Origin of the sequence: Caproiciproducens lactatisolvens (assembly GCF_052443335.1) — a bacterium.
Lineage (GTDB): Bacteria > Bacillota > Clostridia > Oscillospirales > Acutalibacteraceae > Caproiciproducens.
Map to the genome: position 1 here is coordinate 1,022,587 of NZ_CP195750.1, position 15,984 is coordinate 1,038,570.

General features: G+C 54.4%; 12 protein-coding genes. 9 read left to right on the forward strand and 3 right to left on the reverse strand.

Annotation, left to right across the window (positions count from 1 at the left end):
- Positions 1-186: 186 nt before the first annotated feature.
- The 9 genes from ftsW (at position 187) to htpG (ending at position 11,053) form a co-directional block, all read left to right on the forward strand.
- Positions 187-1,290: a putative lipid II flippase FtsW gene (gene ftsW, locus ACRQV7_RS04995; protein ID WP_275713212.1), complete on the forward strand. Its 1,104-nt coding sequence runs from the start codon at positions 187-189 to the stop codon at positions 1,288-1,290.
- A gap of 38 nt (positions 1,291-1,328) precedes the next feature.
- Complete coding sequence (gene murG, locus ACRQV7_RS05000) at positions 1,329-2,450, forward strand: undecaprenyldiphospho-muramoylpentapeptide beta-N-acetylglucosaminyltransferase (protein WP_444659680.1); 1,122 nt, start codon at positions 1,329-1,331, stop codon at positions 2,448-2,450.
- Positions 2,451-2,515: 65 nt separating this feature from the next.
- A complete protein-coding gene (gene murA / locus ACRQV7_RS05005) occupies positions 2,516-3,769 on the forward strand; it encodes a UDP-N-acetylglucosamine 1-carboxyvinyltransferase (RefSeq protein ID WP_444659681.1) in 1,254 nt (417 codons plus the stop codon).
- A gap of 23 nt (positions 3,770-3,792) precedes the next feature.
- Complete coding sequence (locus ACRQV7_RS05010) at positions 3,793-4,749, forward strand: cell division protein FtsQ/DivIB (RefSeq protein WP_444659682.1); 957 nt, start codon at positions 3,793-3,795, stop codon at positions 4,747-4,749.
- Between the two features lie 174 nt (positions 4,750-4,923).
- The gene (gene ftsZ, locus ACRQV7_RS05015) at positions 4,924-6,015 is read left to right on the forward strand and encodes a cell division protein FtsZ (protein ID WP_444659683.1); all 1,092 of its coding nucleotides are present in this window, start codon (positions 4,924-4,926) and stop codon (positions 6,013-6,015) included.
- Between the two features lie 306 nt (positions 6,016-6,321).
- Positions 6,322-7,245 (forward strand): magnesium transporter CorA family protein, encoded by a 924-nt coding sequence (locus ACRQV7_RS05020; protein WP_038323337.1) that lies wholly within the window; start codon positions 6,322-6,324, stop codon positions 7,243-7,245.
- A gap of 92 nt (positions 7,246-7,337) precedes the next feature.
- On the forward strand, positions 7,338-7,868 hold the full coding sequence (locus ACRQV7_RS05025; protein ID WP_444659684.1) for a FumA C-terminus/TtdB family hydratase beta subunit: 531 nt from the start codon (positions 7,338-7,340) through the stop codon (positions 7,866-7,868).
- Positions 7,869-7,870: 2 nt separating this feature from the next.
- Complete coding sequence (locus ACRQV7_RS05030; RefSeq protein ID WP_444659685.1) at positions 7,871-9,046, forward strand: cation diffusion facilitator family transporter; 1,176 nt, start codon at positions 7,871-7,873, stop codon at positions 9,044-9,046.
- Between the two features lie 123 nt (positions 9,047-9,169).
- Positions 9,170-11,053 carry a molecular chaperone HtpG gene (gene htpG / locus ACRQV7_RS05035; protein WP_444659686.1) on the forward strand — a complete coding sequence of 628 codons (1,884 nt, stop codon included), beginning with the start codon at positions 9,170-9,172 and terminating at the stop codon, positions 11,051-11,053.
- Positions 11,054-11,260: 207 nt separating this feature from the next.
- Here the strand turns inward: htpG and ACRQV7_RS05040 are convergent, their stop codons facing one another.
- Genes ACRQV7_RS05040 through ACRQV7_RS05050 form a run of 3 tightly spaced genes read right to left on the reverse strand, consistent with a single transcriptional unit; the run spans position 11,261 to position 15,969 of the window.
- Entirely contained in the window at positions 11,261-13,816 is a 2,556-nt protein-coding gene (locus ACRQV7_RS05040; RefSeq protein WP_444659687.1) for a transglutaminaseTgpA domain-containing protein, read from the reverse strand.
- Between the two features lie 17 nt (positions 13,817-13,833).
- On the reverse strand, positions 13,834-15,021 hold the full coding sequence (locus tag ACRQV7_RS05045; RefSeq protein WP_444659688.1) for a hypothetical protein: 1,188 nt from the start codon (positions 15,019-15,021) through the stop codon (positions 13,834-13,836).
- Positions 15,022-15,030: 9 nt separating this feature from the next.
- The gene (locus tag ACRQV7_RS05050) at positions 15,031-15,969 is read right to left on the reverse strand and encodes an AAA family ATPase (protein ID WP_444660223.1); all 939 of its coding nucleotides are present in this window, start codon (positions 15,967-15,969) and stop codon (positions 15,031-15,033) included.
- Positions 15,970-15,984: the final 15 nt, after the last annotated feature.

Below are 15,984 nucleotides of genomic sequence, written 5' to 3' on the forward strand. Positions count from 1 at the left end.
ATTTCCCATATGCTTAAATAGACAGGAATGCATGCCCTGAGATGGAAAAAGGGGGATACCATGACGAGAACAAAAGAAAAAGACCATACCGCCCCCCGCGGTTCCCGGAAAAAAGAAGAGGACACCAGGGAGTCGGTACCAAACGGAATCCGGAAAAAGTTCCGGATCTTTTCCGTGCGTTCAGGCATGGATATGCCCTTTTTGTTTTTGATTCTCACTCTGCTTGTCATCGGTCTGGTGATGCTCTTTTCGGCGAGCTATGCCAACGCGTACTATCGCCATGGAAGCAGCTACTTCTTTATCAGCCGTCAGGCTGTCTTTGCGGTTCTGGGCGTTACCGCCATGATTTTTATCTCGTATTTCGATTACCACCATCTGCACAAGTTCGCCATTCCCTTTCTCCTTCTATCCTTTATGATGTTGGCCCTTGTGCTTTTTATGCCGCGTATCAACGGCGTTCACCGCTGGATCGATCTGGGCCCGCTGGGGCAGTTCCAGCCGTCCGAACTCTCCAAATTCGCGGTGATACTGGTGTTTTCCCACCTGATTTCCCTCAATTTCAAACGGATGGATACCTTTCGGTACGGCGTTCTGCCGTATATTTTGATTCTTGGCGCCACAGTCGGCCTGCTGGTGCTGGAACCCCATATTTCCGCCACCGTCATTATGGTGCTTCTGGCCGGGGTGATGCTGTTTATCGGCGGGGTCCGCCTGCGCTGGTTCGGGCTTGCGTTCGGCGGCGCCGGCGCGGCGGTCGCTTACCTGGTTCTGTTTACGCAGAAGTTCAGCTATGCCAATGACCGTATTGTCGCCTGGCTGGACCCTTTTTCCACGGCGAGCAAGGCGATTATGGAGGACACCTGGCAGACGCGGCAGTCGCTTTACGCAATCGGCTCCGGCGGCCTGCTCGGGCTGGGGCTCGGCCAGTCGAGGCAGAAATATCTGTATCTTCCCGAACCGCAGAACGATTTCATTTTTGCGATCGTCTGTGAGGAGCTGGGCTTCATCGGCGCGCTGATCATCATCATCCTGTTTGCCATGCTGGTCTGGCGCGGCATCACCATTTCGCTCAAGGCCAAGGACAAATTCGGCATGCTGCTCGGGATCGGGCTGGTCGTTCAGGTCGGGCTTCAGGTGGTCCTGAATATCGCCGTTGTGACCAACACCATTCCGAACACCGGTATCAGCCTGCCGTTCTTCAGCTACGGGGGCACGTCGCTGGTCATCCTGCTGGCGGAGATGGGAATCGTGCTCTCCATTTCGCGAACGTCGGCGATTGAAAAAACTTAGCACCCGCCATTGGCGGTCAATATAAAAGGGGTATTGCCATGAAAGTTCTATTTGCCGGCGGCGGCACCGCGGGACATATCAACCCGGCGCTTGCCATTGCCGGGTATCTTCGTGAAAAGGAGCCGGACGCACAGATCCTTTACGTCGGCGCGAAGGGCGGGATGGAGGAACGGCTGGTTCCCGCCGCGGGTTTCGACTTTGAGAGTATCACCATTTCCGGCTTTCAGCGTAAGCTGAACTGGAAAAATATCAAAAAAAATGTAAAGACCGTGGTCCATGTTTTCACTTCGAGCCGGGAGGCCCGCAAAATCATTCGGGAGTTTCAGCCCGATCTCTGTGTGGGTACCGGCGGCTATGTGGCCGGGCCGGTCCTGCGCGAAGCGATGAAGATGAAAATTCCGTCGGTCATCCACGAGCAGAACGCGTTTCCGGGCGTGACCAATAAAATGCTCTCCAAACACGCGGACAGAACGATGCTCGCGGTATTGGACGCTCAGAAATATCTCGAACCGGCGGCCAGATGCGTCCTTACCGGCAACCCGGTGAGACAGGCCGTCATCCGCGCGAACCGGGAGGAATCCCGTAAAGCGCTGCATCTGGACGAGCGTCCGATGATCCTTTCGTTCGGCGGAAGCCTCGGCGCCCGTAAAATCAACGAGGCCGCCGCCGACCTGCTTGTCAAAAGCGCCCGGACGGACCGGTTCCAGCATATTCACGGCTACGGCCAGTGGGGCGGATGGTTCCCCGACCTGCTGAAAGAAAAGGGGCTGAATCTGTCGGAGCATCCCAATATCGATATCCGGGAATATATCAGCAATATGCCCGAATGCCTTGCCGCCGCGGACCTTGTGATCTGCCGCGCGGGAGCGATTTCTCTCAGCGAGCTGCAGGCGCAGGGGAAAGCGGCTATTCTGATTCCGTCGCCCAATGTGGCGGAAAATCATCAGTATCACAACGCCATGGCCATGGTCAGCCGCAAAGCGGCCGCTATTTTAGAGGAAAAAGATCTTTCCGGCCCAGCCCTGTGCAAAATGGTGGACGACCTTTTCGGGCAGCCCGAAACCATCCGGTCGCTGGGGGAAAACGCGCACAGTATGGCGATTCTTGATACCAATGAACGAATTTACAAAATCATGAAAGAGGTATTGGCAGGCGCCTGAGAAAGCAATTCACAGCAGAACAAAAGACCGCATAGTATGTGATTAGACTATGTGGGGGTGTTGTTATGTCAGAGCTTTTAATACAGGGACCGAATAAATTACAGGGTGAAATCCATATTCACGGTGCAAAAAACAGCACATTGCCTCTTATGGCGGCTTCTTTACTCTGTAGTGGCCAATGCATACTACATAATTGTCCTATTTTGTCGGATGTGGACACATCCTTAAAGATTTTGCGGTACCTCGGCTGCCGTGTGGAACGCTCCGGCAGCGACGTGACCATTGACCCGAGCAGTGCAAACGAAGATGAGATTCCGGACCTTCTGATGCGTGAAATGCGCTCCTCCATTATTTTTTTGGGAGCGATCGTCAGCCGGATGGGCAAAGCGGAGCTTTCCTTCCCCGGCGGCTGTGAGCTCGGCCCCAGACCCATTGACCTGCACCTTCTGGCGCTGCGGAAAATGGGAGTCATCATTAACGAAGACCACGGCTGTCTGAAATGCAGCGCGCCGAACGGGATTCAGGGGGCCTGTATCAATCTGTCGTTTCCAAGCGTGGGGGCTACGGAAAACATCATCATCGCGGCCAGCCGCGCGAAGGGGACTACGGTCATTACCAACGCGGCGCGCGAACCCGAAATCTGGGATCTGGCCGATTTTTTGAATTCCTGCGGCGCTAAAATCCAGGGAGCCGGAGAAAGCACCGTCGTTATTGAAGGAGTCACGGGCCTGACCGGGTGTGAACACAGCGTGATTCCCGACCGCATCGCGGCGGCGACTTATTTGACGGCGGCTGCGATTACCGGCAGCACGCTCACGATTGCCAGCGTTATCCCCGAACATATTTCACCCGTTATCCCCGCTTTTGAAGAGTGTGGGTGCCAGATCGATATTCTGGGCCGCAACATTAAAATAACGGCGCCGAAACGGCTGGGAAGAGTCAAAAGCATCCGGACGATGCCCTACCCCGGGTTCCCGACCGACGCGCAGGCGCCGGTGATGGCAATGACCACGCTGGCGGACGGCACCAGTATTTTTGTTGAAAATATCTTTGAAAGCCGCTATAAGCATGTCGGAGAGCTGATGCGCCTGGGAGCCAACATCAAGGTGGAGGGGCGCGTCGCGATCGTCGAGGGGGTCAGCCGGCTGTCCGGCGCGCCGGTGGAGGCCGCGGACCTGCGCGGCGGAGCCGCCCTGGTGGTAGCGGGGCTTGCGGCGCAGGGCACCACGCTGATTTCCGGTTTGAAGCATCTGGACCGCGGCTACGAGAGCATTGAAAAGAGCCTGGCTATGCTGGGAGCGGACATTAAAAGACTTTAATCCCACTACCGGAGGAATTACGAATGGACAGGAACCGAAGAAACAGCAAGGACGCCGTCCCGCGCGTCTACGACAAGAAAAGCGGGGAATACCGTCCTGTCTCCGAATGGGAAGAACAGGGCGCGGGCGCGCGCGGCGGCGCAAAATACGCTTCGCCGAAGCGCAGGGCGGATAACCGCAAAAGGCGCAGGCGGCGGTTCCTTCTGCTGTTTTACGTTTTCCTGTTTCTCACGGTGATTGCGGGGGCGGTGGCCGTTTCCCTGACCGTCCTGTTTAAAATAGAGACCATAGAGGTTGCCGGGACCTCCCGCTATCCGGCGCAGGCGATTGTACAGGCGGGAGGAATCCGGAAAGGGGAAAATCTTTTCCTTGCCCATACCAAAAGCGCGGCGGCCGCTATTCAGCAAAAACTGCCGTATATCGGCACGGCGAAGGTTTCCCGGCGCCTTCCTGCCAGGATCGTGATCGAAGTAACGGAGGAAGCCGTTTCCGGCGCGATCGAGTACAAGGGGAAATACGCGGTGGTCGGCGCAAACGGCAAGGTGCTTGAGCTGGCGGAAAAGATGCCGGAAAACTGCACCTCCATCAAAGGGCTTTCGCTTTCCAAAGCCGAGGCCGGGAAAGCTGTCGTTTACGCGGACGCTTCTCAGAAAGAGACCTTTCAGAGCCTCAGCGCCGCGGTCAGCGGCAACAAGTTTGAAAAAATTACGGAGATGGATTTCAGCAATCCATACAAAATCCAGGTTGTCTACGACGGGCGCATTATTATGAACCTTGGACTGCCGTCCGATTTTGATTACAAAATCCGTTTTGCAAAAAGTATTTTCGACGCGGGAAAAATCAAGGACAACGAACGGGGCACGCTGAATCTCTCCGTAGCGGTGGAAGACAACAACGCCTTCTTTGATCCCAACTATTCGGTTCCCTCTCCCGCGTCCTCTTCCGCAGCGAGTCAGGCTTCACAAAATAGCAGCGGATAGTTCTTTTTATGAATATTAATATCCGCGAATTATACTATACTGAACAAGATAGAATTTTATTGAAATTGTGACCGATAAGTGTTAAATTAATATTATATAAAAAAAATAGAATGTTTGCAGCCGCGGCAGCCCGCCGGGCGCGAATGATTACGTATATTAAGGGGGATGCAGCACATGTCTTTCGAGATTGACAATGACTTTGACAACATTGTGCAGATTAAAGTAATCGGTGTGGGCGGCGGCGGCGGAAACGCGATTGACCGCATGGTCACTATGGGTGTCCAGGGCGTTGAGTTTATCAGTGTAAATACGGACAAACAGGCGCTTTACCGTTCCAAGGCCACACAGAAAATACAGATCGGGGAAAAAGTCACGCACGGAAAGGGCGCGGGTTCCAAGCCGGAAATGGGGCAGAAGGCCGCGGATGAAAGCCGCGAAGCCATCGCGGCCGCCATCAGGGGCAGCGATATGGTTTTCATCACCGCCGGTATGGGCGGCGGGACAGGCACCGGCGCCGCGCCGATCGTCGCGGAGATTGCGCGCGACATGGGCGTGCTGACCGTCGGAATTGTGACCAAACCCTTTGATTTTGAAGGCCGGCGCCGTATGGAGCAGGCCGAAAGCGGAATTACCGCCCTGCGCGAGCATGTGGACTCCCTTGTTGTCATCCCGAACGAAAGACTGAAGCTGGTCAGCGAACAGCGCATCACCCTTATCAACGCTTTCTCCATTGCCGACGATGTTCTCCGTCAGGGCGTACAGAGCATTTCGGATCTGATCAAGCTGCCCGGTCTTGTCAACCTGGACTTTGCGGACGTTACCGCGGTCATGAAGGACGCCGGTTACGCGCACATGGGCGTGGGCAGGGCTTCCGGCAAGGATAAAGCGGAAACCGCCGCCAATATGGCGATTTCCAGCCCGCTTCTCGAAACCGCCATCAACGGCGCCAAGGGCGTCATTATCAATATTACCTCTTCGCCGGACATCGGTCTGGATGAAATTGAGACAGCCTCCTCCATGATTGCCGAGCAGGCGCATCAGGACGCCAACATTATCTGGGGTGCGGCGTTCGATGAAAACATGGACGACGAAATGAGCGTTACGGTCATCGCCACGGGCTTTGCCACCACCAACGGAACGGCTTTCCCTTCGGACAAACCGGAGCAGGACGCCAAACGGGACGAGCCCGCAAAGCCGGTCAGCAAGCCCACCCCGATCGACGACGAGGACTTCACCGACATCATGTCGATTTTCAACCGCAAATAACAGTACATAGCGGCCTTCCGGCGGATACGGGAACGTATCCGCCGTTTTTGCTTTCTATCAAAAATGCACGATAAAATCCGGTTAGAATTTCCCTAATTCATTCAAAATGAGCCATGTAGAGCATTTTAGAACAGATTTGAACAAATATTGCTCAAAATACCCCGATTGCTCTTGTAATCTCCTGATATTGTGCTATAATAGCTTTTGGAATAAAGACATCCAAATTTGAACATACTGGGGGTGGCATTGTGAAACCTGACCCTTTAAGTCGACACTTCATTCAATTTCATAAAGGAGATGAGCGCAATGCTATCCTATTACAAGACGATCAACGGTCACATCTCGCCGATTCCTTCCTGTGAACCCGGGTGCTGGATTAACTGCGTGGCGCCGGACGACGAGGAAATCAACAGTCTGATTGCCGACTTTCAGATTGAACCGGATTTCTTCCGCGCGGCCATGGACGAAGAGGAATCCTCCCATATCGACAAGGAGGACGAGAGCACGCTGATCATCATCGATATCCCGGTGATTGAAAAGGCCGGTAAAAATATTACGTATACCACCACGCCGGTCGGCATTATTCTGACGGAAAAAAACGTGATCACCGTTTCCACCAAAGAAAACCCGATTATCAATGAATTTTCGGAGGACGTTGTCAAGGGCGTTCAGACCAACATGAAAACCCGCTTTGTCCTTCTTTTTATGCTGCGCGTCGCGTCACGGTATCTGCAATACTTAAAACAGATCGATAAGATCAGCAACTTTGTGGAGCGCGAGCTCCGCAAATCCATGAAGAATTCCGAGCTGATCCAGCTTCTGGATATTGAAAAATCCCTGGTGTATTTTTCTTCTTCGCTCAAAGCAAATGAAATTACCATTGAAAAAATCATGCGCGGCCGCGTCGTCAAGCTTTACGACGACGATCAGGATCTGGTCGAGGATGTGCTGATAGAAGTAAAACAGGCAATCGAAATGTCGAATATCCACCTCAACATTCTGTCCGGTACCATGGACGCGTTTGCTTCCGTGATCTCGAACAACCTGAACATCGTCATGAAGGTTCTGGCTTCCCTTACCCTCCTGATTTCCATCCCGACTGTTATTTCGGGTGTTTACGGCATGAATGTGAGCGGGATTCCGCTGACGAATTTTTGGTTCCCGGTATCGCTTTCCCTGGTCTGTATGGGGATTGCCTATTTGATACTGAGAAAGAAAAATATGTTTTAATTGATTCCGGTATATGCTATAATAAATGAGAATAAAATAAATTGATAGGGAACTGTAATACAGTTCCCTATTCTGATAGTTGTGAGGTTAGCATGGACAGACTGCAAATTCATACGAACGATATGGCACAGGCCGCCAAAACGCTGCGCGCGGGCGACAGGATTCTGCTGAGCGGCACGGTCTACACGGCGCGCGACGCCGCGCATAAGCGGCTGTTCGCCATGCTTGACAAGGGGGAGCCGCTCCCGTTCGGGCTGAAAAACGCCGCGATTTATTACGCCGGACCGACACCCGCGCCGGATCACCTGCCGATCGGCGCGTGCGGGCCGACCACTTCCTCGCGCATGGATGTGTTTGCGCCCCGCCTGCTGGATCTGGGCCTGAAATGCATGATCGGCAAGGGCGGACGCTCTTCAGAGGTAGTAGACGCTATCCGGCGCAACCAGGCGGTGTATCTGTGCGCGATCGGGGGCGCGGGGGCGCTTGCGGCGAAATGCGTCCGTTCCGTCAAGGTCCTTGCGTTTGAGGACCTTGGCTGTGAATCCGTGAAAGAGCTGCAGATAGAGGATTTTCCGCTGTTTACGGCAATCGACTGCTGTGGAGGCAGCCTTTTTGAGGTGTAGCTATGTTTCAGTTTTTAATTCGCTTGTTTGTGAAGGATTATCAGAAAACGGATGACAGCAAGGTGCGGGAACGCTACGGGAAATTTTCCGGCGCGGTCGGGATTGTGACGAATATCCTGCTGTTTCTCATGAAGATCACAACGGGGATTCTTTTTCACAGCATCGCGATCACCGCGGACGCCATCAACAACCTGTCGGATTCCGGCTCGGCCATCGTTACTCTGGTCGGCTTTAAGATGGCGGGAAAGCCCGCAGACGAGGAGCATCCGTACGGCCACGCGCGCATTGAATATCTTTCCGGCCTGATTGTGTCGTTTGCCATTCTGATGGTCGGCTTTCAGCTGGTTCAGAGTTCCTTCGATAAAATTCTGAACCCGGAGGACGCCGAATTCAGTCTGGTTTCCATCGGCGTGCTGGTTCTGTCGGCTTTGATCAAGCTGTGGCAGTGCCTGTTCTATAAAAAGGTCGGCAGCACCATCGGCTCCACCACCGTTTCCGCCAACGCGGCGGACAGCCTGAACGACGTGTTTTCCACCCTGTCCGTGCTGGCCGGTATCCTCATCACCTATTTTACGGGCTTTAACCTTGACGGATACATGGGTGTGATCGTCGCCCTGCTCATCATGATTACGGGCGTCCGGCTGATTGTCGAAACCAGCAATCCGCTTCTGGGGATGGCCCCTACCAAGGAACTGGTGGACGAAATCTACGCCAAAATCATGAGCTACAACGGGATTCTGGGGATTCACGATCTGAACGTCCACAATTACGGCCCCATGCGCTGCTTTGCCTCCGTTCACTGCGAGGTCTCCGCCGAACAGGATATCATGGTGAGCCATGATATCATCGACAATATCGAACGGGATTTTCTCAGCGAGAAGGGAATCCACCTCGTGATCCACCTTGACCCGATTGTGACGGACGACGAGCGCACCAACCAACTGAAAAAGCAGGTTATGGAGATCATCAAAGGGATTTCTCCGGAAATCAGCATGCATGATTTCCGTGTGGTGTGGGGCACCACCCACTCCAACCTGATTTTTGACGTCTGCGTTTCCTTCGCGTTCCCCATGAGCGACAGCGAGCTGACCCGGCGGATTACGGAGGAGATCAGTAAGCTCGACCCGACCTATTTTGTGGTCCTTACCGTCGACCACAGCTATGTTCCGGAGCCATAATGCGCCGCCCGCAACAAAAAATTAACAATTCACCTACTTGCATTTTTTAGGGGCTTGTATTAAAATACTTTTAGCACTTAAAACAAGAGAGTGCTAAAATTGATGGACAGAGGTAGGTTGATTATGGCAGTAAAACAGTTTAAAGCGGAATCCAAACGCCTTTTGGATTTGATGATTCATTCCATTTATACCCATCGCGAAATTTTTATGCGCGAGCTGATTTCCAATGCCAGCGACGCCATTGACAAGCTTTATTACCGGACGCTGAGCGACGGCGACACCGGACTGAACCGGGATGATTTCTGCATTCAGATTATTCCGGATAAAGAAAACCGCACGCTGACCATTACCGACAACGGCTGCGGCATGACGAAAGAGGAACTGGAAAACAACCTCGGCACCATTGCCAAGAGCGGCTCTCTGAATTTTAAAAAAGAAAACGAGCAGAAGGAAGATATTGAAATCATCGGCCAATTCGGGGTGGGCTTCTATTCCGCGTTCATGGTCAGCGAAAAGGTAACCGTCGTCAGCAAGCCGTACGGCGGGGAAGAGGCTTACCGCTGGGAAAGCAGCGGCACTGCGGGTTACACGATGGAACCCTGCGAAAAGGAAGGCCACGGCACCGAAATCATTCTGAAGATCATGCCGAATACGGACGACAACAATTACGACGAGTATCTCGATTCCTATACCATCCGGAACCTTGTCAAGAAATATTCCGATTACATCCGCTACCCCATTAAGATGGACGTAGAAAAAAGCCGTCTGAAAGAGGGCAGCAAGGATGAATACGAAACCTATACCGAAAACGAAACGCTGAACAGCATGGTCCCCATCTGGCGGAAAAATAAAAATGAGATCACCGAAGACGAGTACAATGAATTTTACAAGAGCAAATTCATGGACTACGTCAATCCGATCAGGGTGATTCATTCCAGCACCGAGGGCACCGCAACCTATAACGCCCTGATGTTCATTCCCGCCAAGGCGCCGATGAATTTCTACACCCGCGATTATGAAAAGGGCCTTCAGCTTTACTCCAACGGGGTGCTGATTATGGACAGGTGCGCGGACCTGCTGCCGGATTATTTCAGCTTTGTACGCGGCCTTGTCGACTCTCAGGACCTTTCGCTGAATATTTCCCGCGAAATGCTGCAGCATGACCGCCAGCTGAAAATCATCGCCGGACGTCTGGAAAAGAAAATCAAGTCCGAACTGGAAACGATGCTGGAAAACGAGCGCGAAAAATATGAGGAATTCTTCAAGAATTTCGGCCTGCAGCTGAAGTACGGTATTTATCAGGATTACGGCATGCATAAGGATGTCCTGCAGGACCTGCTGCTGTTCTACTCCTCCGGCGAAAAGAAGCTGGTCACGCTCAAGGAATACGTTTCCCGTATGAAGGAGGACCAGAAATATATTTATTACGCCTGCGGCGAAACCACGGATAAGGTGGATATGCTCCCGCAGACCGAGGCTTTGAAGGACAAGGGCTATGAAATCCTTTATCTGACCGACAATGTGGACGAGTTCGCCCTGCGGATGCTGATAAAGTACGATGACAAGGAGTTCCGTTCCGTTTCCGCCGACGACCTGGGGCTGGAAACCGAGGAGGAAAAGAAGGAAGCCGCAAAGCAGGTGGAGGAGAACAAGGACCTGCTGACCTTTATGAAGGATGCTCTTGACGGCAAGGTCAAACAGGTGATCCTGTCGCAGAAGCTGAAAACGCATCCGGTATGCCTGTCCACCGACGGCGCGATCTCCATCGAGATGGAAAAGGTGCTCAACGCCATGCCGACGGATGAAAAGGTCACGGCGCAGCGGGTGCTGGAAATCAACGCGAACCATCCGGTTTTCGCGAAGCTCCGAGAGCTTTACGAAAAGGATCAGGACACCTTAAAGGAATACGCCTCCCTGCTGTATACGCAGGCGCTGCTGATCGAGGGCGTCAGCATCGACGACCCGGTCGCGTTTTCCAATCAGATCTGCGGCCTGATGACAAAATAAACACCGACGAATATCATCACAAAAATAGCTACAGCAATTCCATATCAGATTGCGGGACAAAACACGTTTCTCTCCCGCCGAAGGCGGGGGAGAAACGTAATCTTGTTGCAGAATCAACTGGAAATGCTGTAATTATTATTTTACAAGCGAAAGCACCGGGAGCGGAATATCCATCCAATCCCGGTGCTTTTTGACCGTTTTGCGCGGCTAAATTAAATTGTCCAGGTACTTGAATGCGAAGCGCTTTGCCCTCGGCAGTCGTCCATAGCATTCGCGTGCCGTTTGTTCCGCATAGTCCGTCATCCTTTTTCGTTCCTTCTCCGTGATTCCCTGACGGCTGAACCGGGCTTTCAGCGCGAGACCGCCGATTTCCTCACTGATTTCTCCGCCGTATTCCGTGAGTTTTGTGAGATAGGCATAGACCGCGATTGCGGCCCTGTTGACGTCTGTGTGCTCAAATAATTTCAAACGGTGTGCTAATGCGATTCTGCGCTTTAACGCCGTACAGGCAAGCAGAAGGGCAATCAAAGCAATGATAAGGACAAGCGGCAAAGTGGAATTGCTCAGATCCGGGTTTTCCTGCGGCCCCGCGCCGGGGGCGGAGCTCGCGGATGGAGACGATTCGGTTTGCGCGGGCTGGGAGGAAGCGGTTTCCGGCTCGCTCTGCACGGCGCTTTCCGCGGATGGATTGCCGGATTCTGCGCTAAGAACCGGGGACTGATTCACCGGATTGTTGTCCTGCGTCAGATTCCGGGCCGGATTGAAACCGGGCGTGACGTCGAACGGCTGCCAGCCCAGCCCGGGGGAATAAAGCTCCACCCAGGCGTGCGCCCGGCTGTCGGGGATATCCGCCCAGCCGTCGCTTCCCGCGTTCAGATAGTCCCCGGTCGTGACGATATAGCCCTCCGCATAGCGGGCCGGAACACCCATGGCCCGCAGCATGACGGCGGCGGCGGTGGCAAAATGGACGCAGTAGCCCTCGTGGCTTTCCGACAGGAAATAGTCGGCGAAGTCCCTGCCCTTCGGCGGTTTTTTCGGCGAAAGGGTATAGTAGCAGTGGTCGCTCAGATAGCGCTTGACTGCGTTGGCAATGCTGTCTACGGACGAATAAGAGTAGGAACTCGCTAAGTCCTGTACAAAGAATCCGTTCAGCCGCTCGTCCTGCTTCATCAGGCTCAATATTTCTTCTCTTGTACCCTGCGGCAGCTGCGTATATTTGTCGTACAGAAACAGGCGGTACTCCTGCTCTTTGCTGACAAAGGTTTTGGTTTCCCCATCCAGTCTGTTCAGAAGTTGGTCGGGGAGCGTGCTTTTGTAATAATCCGCAATATTAGTGGAATTCAGACTGTCCAGTCTGCTCTGCGCGTTTAAATAATCTGCCGCGCCCCTTGTCCGGAGCAGGGAATTCGGGGCCAGCGATAAAAGGATACTCCACGGAGTGGACCGGGTCGCCTCTTCCGACAGGGCGTATGCGTAAAAATTGTATTGACCGGTGCCGAAAAGAGCGCCGGAGCGGATAAACGCATCGTTGATAAACCGCACGCCCGAAATCTGCTGCGGGGTAGTGGTCAGGTTGTACGGCGCGTAAATGCATTGCTTTGCCGCCGCGACATTTTGAACCTGAATCCCAAACGGCTGAAAGTCCGGGGTATTCCCGCGGCGGGACAGGGAGGCGTACGCCCCGGATAGGTTCTGAACGTTTAAGCCGTCCAGCTTTTGGTTGATATCGGTGTAGTCGGAATCCGGCGGCAGCTCCCAGCTTGAGCCGGTATAGACGCTTCCGGCAAAGCTTTTCAGGTAGAGGGGATACGGCCGGTCCGTCTTGACGCGCAGGGCGGTTTTTCCGGTGAATTCCACTTTCCCGGCGCCGGACAGGTCCACATGGGAAACGTTTCCGGCAAAGGCTTTGCCGCCGTTCAAAAAGGTACCGTCCGTCGCGGTGTCGATCAGCTCCGTGCGCAGCTTTTCCGCCCCCTCGGGATGCCGGTAGCTCTGCGGGGGAAACGTGCTCATAATCAGCGCGAAGCTCAGTAGGACCGCCGGAATCATCAGCAGGCCGCTTCGGGATGATACCGCGTCGTTTCTGACGGAAAAGCCTTTCGCCTTGGCGGAGCCCTTCTTCTTTTCGGCGGACAGGCGCGTCAGTATCAGCAGCGTCCAGCAGAGAAACAGCAGAAGCACGGCGGGGAAATACGGCGTGATCGTAAAGGCCAGCGCCGCAAGCAAAAAGGGAAAAGTGGACAGAAAGGCCAGCCAGAAGCTCTTCCGTTTGATGACGGCGTTGCTCATCAGGCCCGTGACGGGAAACAGGACAAACAGCACAAACAGCGTGCATAGTTGGGAATACTGCGCCGCCGGGGCCAAAACAAGGTAGATGGGGAATTCAAAGTCGGAATGCTCCGCGTAGGCGGTCATCATCCGGTTGATGGTGATGAGGAAGCCCTGAAAGATCCATTGGCGCAGGTACCAGACCGCCGCGCAGTACGCCAGACAAAAGATTAGCAGCAACAGGGGCTGAAAGCGTTTAAAGGAATCAATCAGCGCAAATACGGCGGTAAACAGCAGGGTGTAGGATAAAACCGTCAGGGGAAGCACGGGGAGCGCAAAGGCGGAAATAAAACACCAGCCCGCGCCGAAAACGCCGGACAGGATCAGAATCAGCCGGAACACCGTGTTCCTTACGGGCGACGGCGTCTGTCCGCTCAGGCGGGGCGGGGAGATTTTCAGGCCGGGGGAATCCGGCAGATGATTTTCAGTATTCATGCGGCACACCTGTTCCTTTATAGAATCAGGCCGGAAAGGCACTGCTGGATTTTTTCAGGATGGACCGTTGCCACTTCCGCGTTCATCGCGCGCAGCGCGTCCGCCAGCCGGAGCTGTTCGTCGTCCGTTTCTCCTCCGACAAAAAGCACGGTGATCTTTTCTCCGTTCGGCCGGTCACAAAGCTCCGTAAGCGCTTCGGTCAGTTTTCCCGTGATATAAACGGCGTGGGAAAAGCTTCCGGCGTCCTGCTCCGTTTTGCTGCGGGACTTCAGGACATACGGTTCCTCGCGGTAGGACTGCGCGGAAAGCAGGCTGTTCAGCAGAGAGGCCAGATCCTCGTCGCTCTGAATCAGCGACGTATGCAGCCGGTCCTCTTCTTTTCCGTACCATTCGATTCGGTGGATGATCCGGTTTTCCGTAAAGAAATGCGATAAAGAGGCGGCTGTTTCCATCAGTGCGTCCAGCGTCTCCATATCCGGCGCGAGCAGCTCCAACAGCACCAGAATGCCGCTGTCGACCGGAAGGCTGAATTCCTTTACCATCAGCTCGTCCAGCTTGGAACTGAGCTTCCAGTGGATGCTGCGCAGGCGGTCGCCGCTGCGGAACGCGCGCACGTCGAAAATTTCAGACGGGTCGTCCCCCGGCTTTTCTTCCGAGTAGGTATTGCTTTCCGTGCCCGCGGCCGCCGTCATATCGATGGAAGAATCGACCGGATGCACCCGGGGAGCGATAAAGCATTCGGCCCGAAGGTCCGGTTTCCGGCTGATCTGAAATATTCCGAGGGGGTCGTAGTACTGAAGCTGCGTCAGCTTTACCGTGATACGGCCGCAGTAGCGGGACTGCATCCGGTATTCCGCGGTCTGCTCCGAGCGGGCGTTCACCGGCGTGAACAGGGTTTGCTCCTGCCTTTCGCCGCTGAGCGAGTTTACACAGGAGAAGTGCAGCTTTGCGCGGAGCAGGGGAAAGGCGGACGCGCTCTTCAGGGTAATATACAGAGAAAATTCCTGATTTTTGTACGGGGTGACATTCTGCGCCGCAAGCTCCGCGGTTGTTTTGCGTACGGCGAGCACCAGAAACAGCCACGAGAAGAACGGCAGGATGAGAATCAGCACCAGCGTAAAAAAGGCCAGATATTCTTTAAAAAAGATAAAAAACAGAATTGCGGCGGCAAGCACGGCGCAGTAGGCGGCACGACAGCGGAACATGGCGCGCCCCTATTTCTGCGCGACGGCGGGCGCGGGGACGTCCCTCAAAATGTCCCTGAGCAGGCCGGCTGCGGTCACGTTGCCTATTTTCGCCTGGGGCTTCAGAATCATCCGGTGCTCCACCACGTCGGTGAAAACGGACTGTACGTCCTTCGGGACCACATAGTCCCTGCCGGAAAGGTAGGCGTTCGCCTGCGCCATTTTGACGAGCGCGATGGAGCCGCGCGGGCTCGCGCCCAACCGGATCAGGCTGTTTTCGCGGGTCGCGCTTACCAGCCGGGCGATGTATGCGTACAGATCGTCTGAGAGATAGACGGTGTCCGTCTCGTTCTGCATGGCGATGATTTCCCGCGCGTCGGCGGCTTTCTGGACCGACTCCAGCGGGTCCTCGCCCTGCTTGCGCTTCAAAATTTCCACTTCGTCGCGCAGCTCGGGGTACCCCATGGTCAGCCGGACCATAAAGCGGTCGAGCTGGGAATCCGGCAGCATCTGCGTGCCCACCGAACCGATGGGGTTCTGGGTCGCAATCACGATATAGGGCTTCGGGGTGGGGTGGGCGATTCCGTCAACCGTGATGCTGCCTTCCTCCATGACCTCCAGAAGCGCGGACTGCGTCTTGCTGGAGGTGCGGTTGATCTCGTCGGCCAGAAACAGGTTGCACAGCGCCGCGCCGGGCTTGTACTCCAATAAACCGGTCGCCTTGTTGTAGATGGAAAATCCCGTTACGTCGGTCGGCATTACGTCCGGCGTGAACTGGACCCGCTTGTAATCAAGGGACATTGCCTTGGAAAAGGCAAGGGCCAGCGTTGTTTTTCCAACGCCGGGGATGTCCTCCAGAAGGATGTGCCCCTGCGCCAGAATCACCATCAGCACTTTCCGGACAATCACGTCTTTTCCGACCACTGCTTTTTTTACCTCGTTGATGATTCGCAAAGCCTTTTCCTGCATTTTCAAAGCCACCGC

What these genes read in the sequence shown, in the direction of transcription:
- ftsW (WP_275713212.1), top strand. Translation starts at nt 187, where the DNA reads ATGGATATGCCCTTTTTGTTTTTGATTCTCACTCTGCTTGTCATCGGT.
- murG (WP_444659680.1), top strand. Translation starts at nt 1,329, where the DNA reads ATGAAAGTTCTATTTGCCGGCGGCGGCACCGCGGGACATATCAACCCG.
- murA (WP_444659681.1), top strand. Translation starts at nt 2,516, where the DNA reads ATGTCAGAGCTTTTAATACAGGGACCGAATAAATTACAGGGTGAAATC.
- ACRQV7_RS05010 (WP_444659682.1), top strand. Translation starts at nt 3,793, where the DNA reads ATGGACAGGAACCGAAGAAACAGCAAGGACGCCGTCCCGCGCGTCTAC.
- ftsZ (WP_444659683.1), top strand. Translation starts at nt 4,924, where the DNA reads ATGTCTTTCGAGATTGACAATGACTTTGACAACATTGTGCAGATTAAA.
- ACRQV7_RS05020 (WP_038323337.1), top strand. Translation starts at nt 6,322, where the DNA reads ATGCTATCCTATTACAAGACGATCAACGGTCACATCTCGCCGATTCCT.
- ACRQV7_RS05025 (WP_444659684.1), top strand. Translation starts at nt 7,338, where the DNA reads ATGGACAGACTGCAAATTCATACGAACGATATGGCACAGGCCGCCAAA.
- ACRQV7_RS05030 (WP_444659685.1), top strand. Translation starts at nt 7,871, where the DNA reads ATGTTTCAGTTTTTAATTCGCTTGTTTGTGAAGGATTATCAGAAAACG.
- htpG (WP_444659686.1), top strand. Translation starts at nt 9,170, where the DNA reads ATGGCAGTAAAACAGTTTAAAGCGGAATCCAAACGCCTTTTGGATTTG.
- ACRQV7_RS05040 (WP_444659687.1), bottom strand. Translation starts at nt 13,816, where the DNA reads ATGAATACTGAAAATCATCTGCCGGATTCCCCCGGCCTGAAAATCTCC.
- ACRQV7_RS05045 (WP_444659688.1), bottom strand. Translation starts at nt 15,021, where the DNA reads ATGTTCCGCTGTCGTGCCGCCTACTGCGCCGTGCTTGCCGCCGCAATT.
- ACRQV7_RS05050 (WP_444660223.1), bottom strand. Translation starts at nt 15,969, where the DNA reads ATGCAGGAAAAGGCTTTGCGAATCATCAACGAGGTAAAAAAAGCAGTG.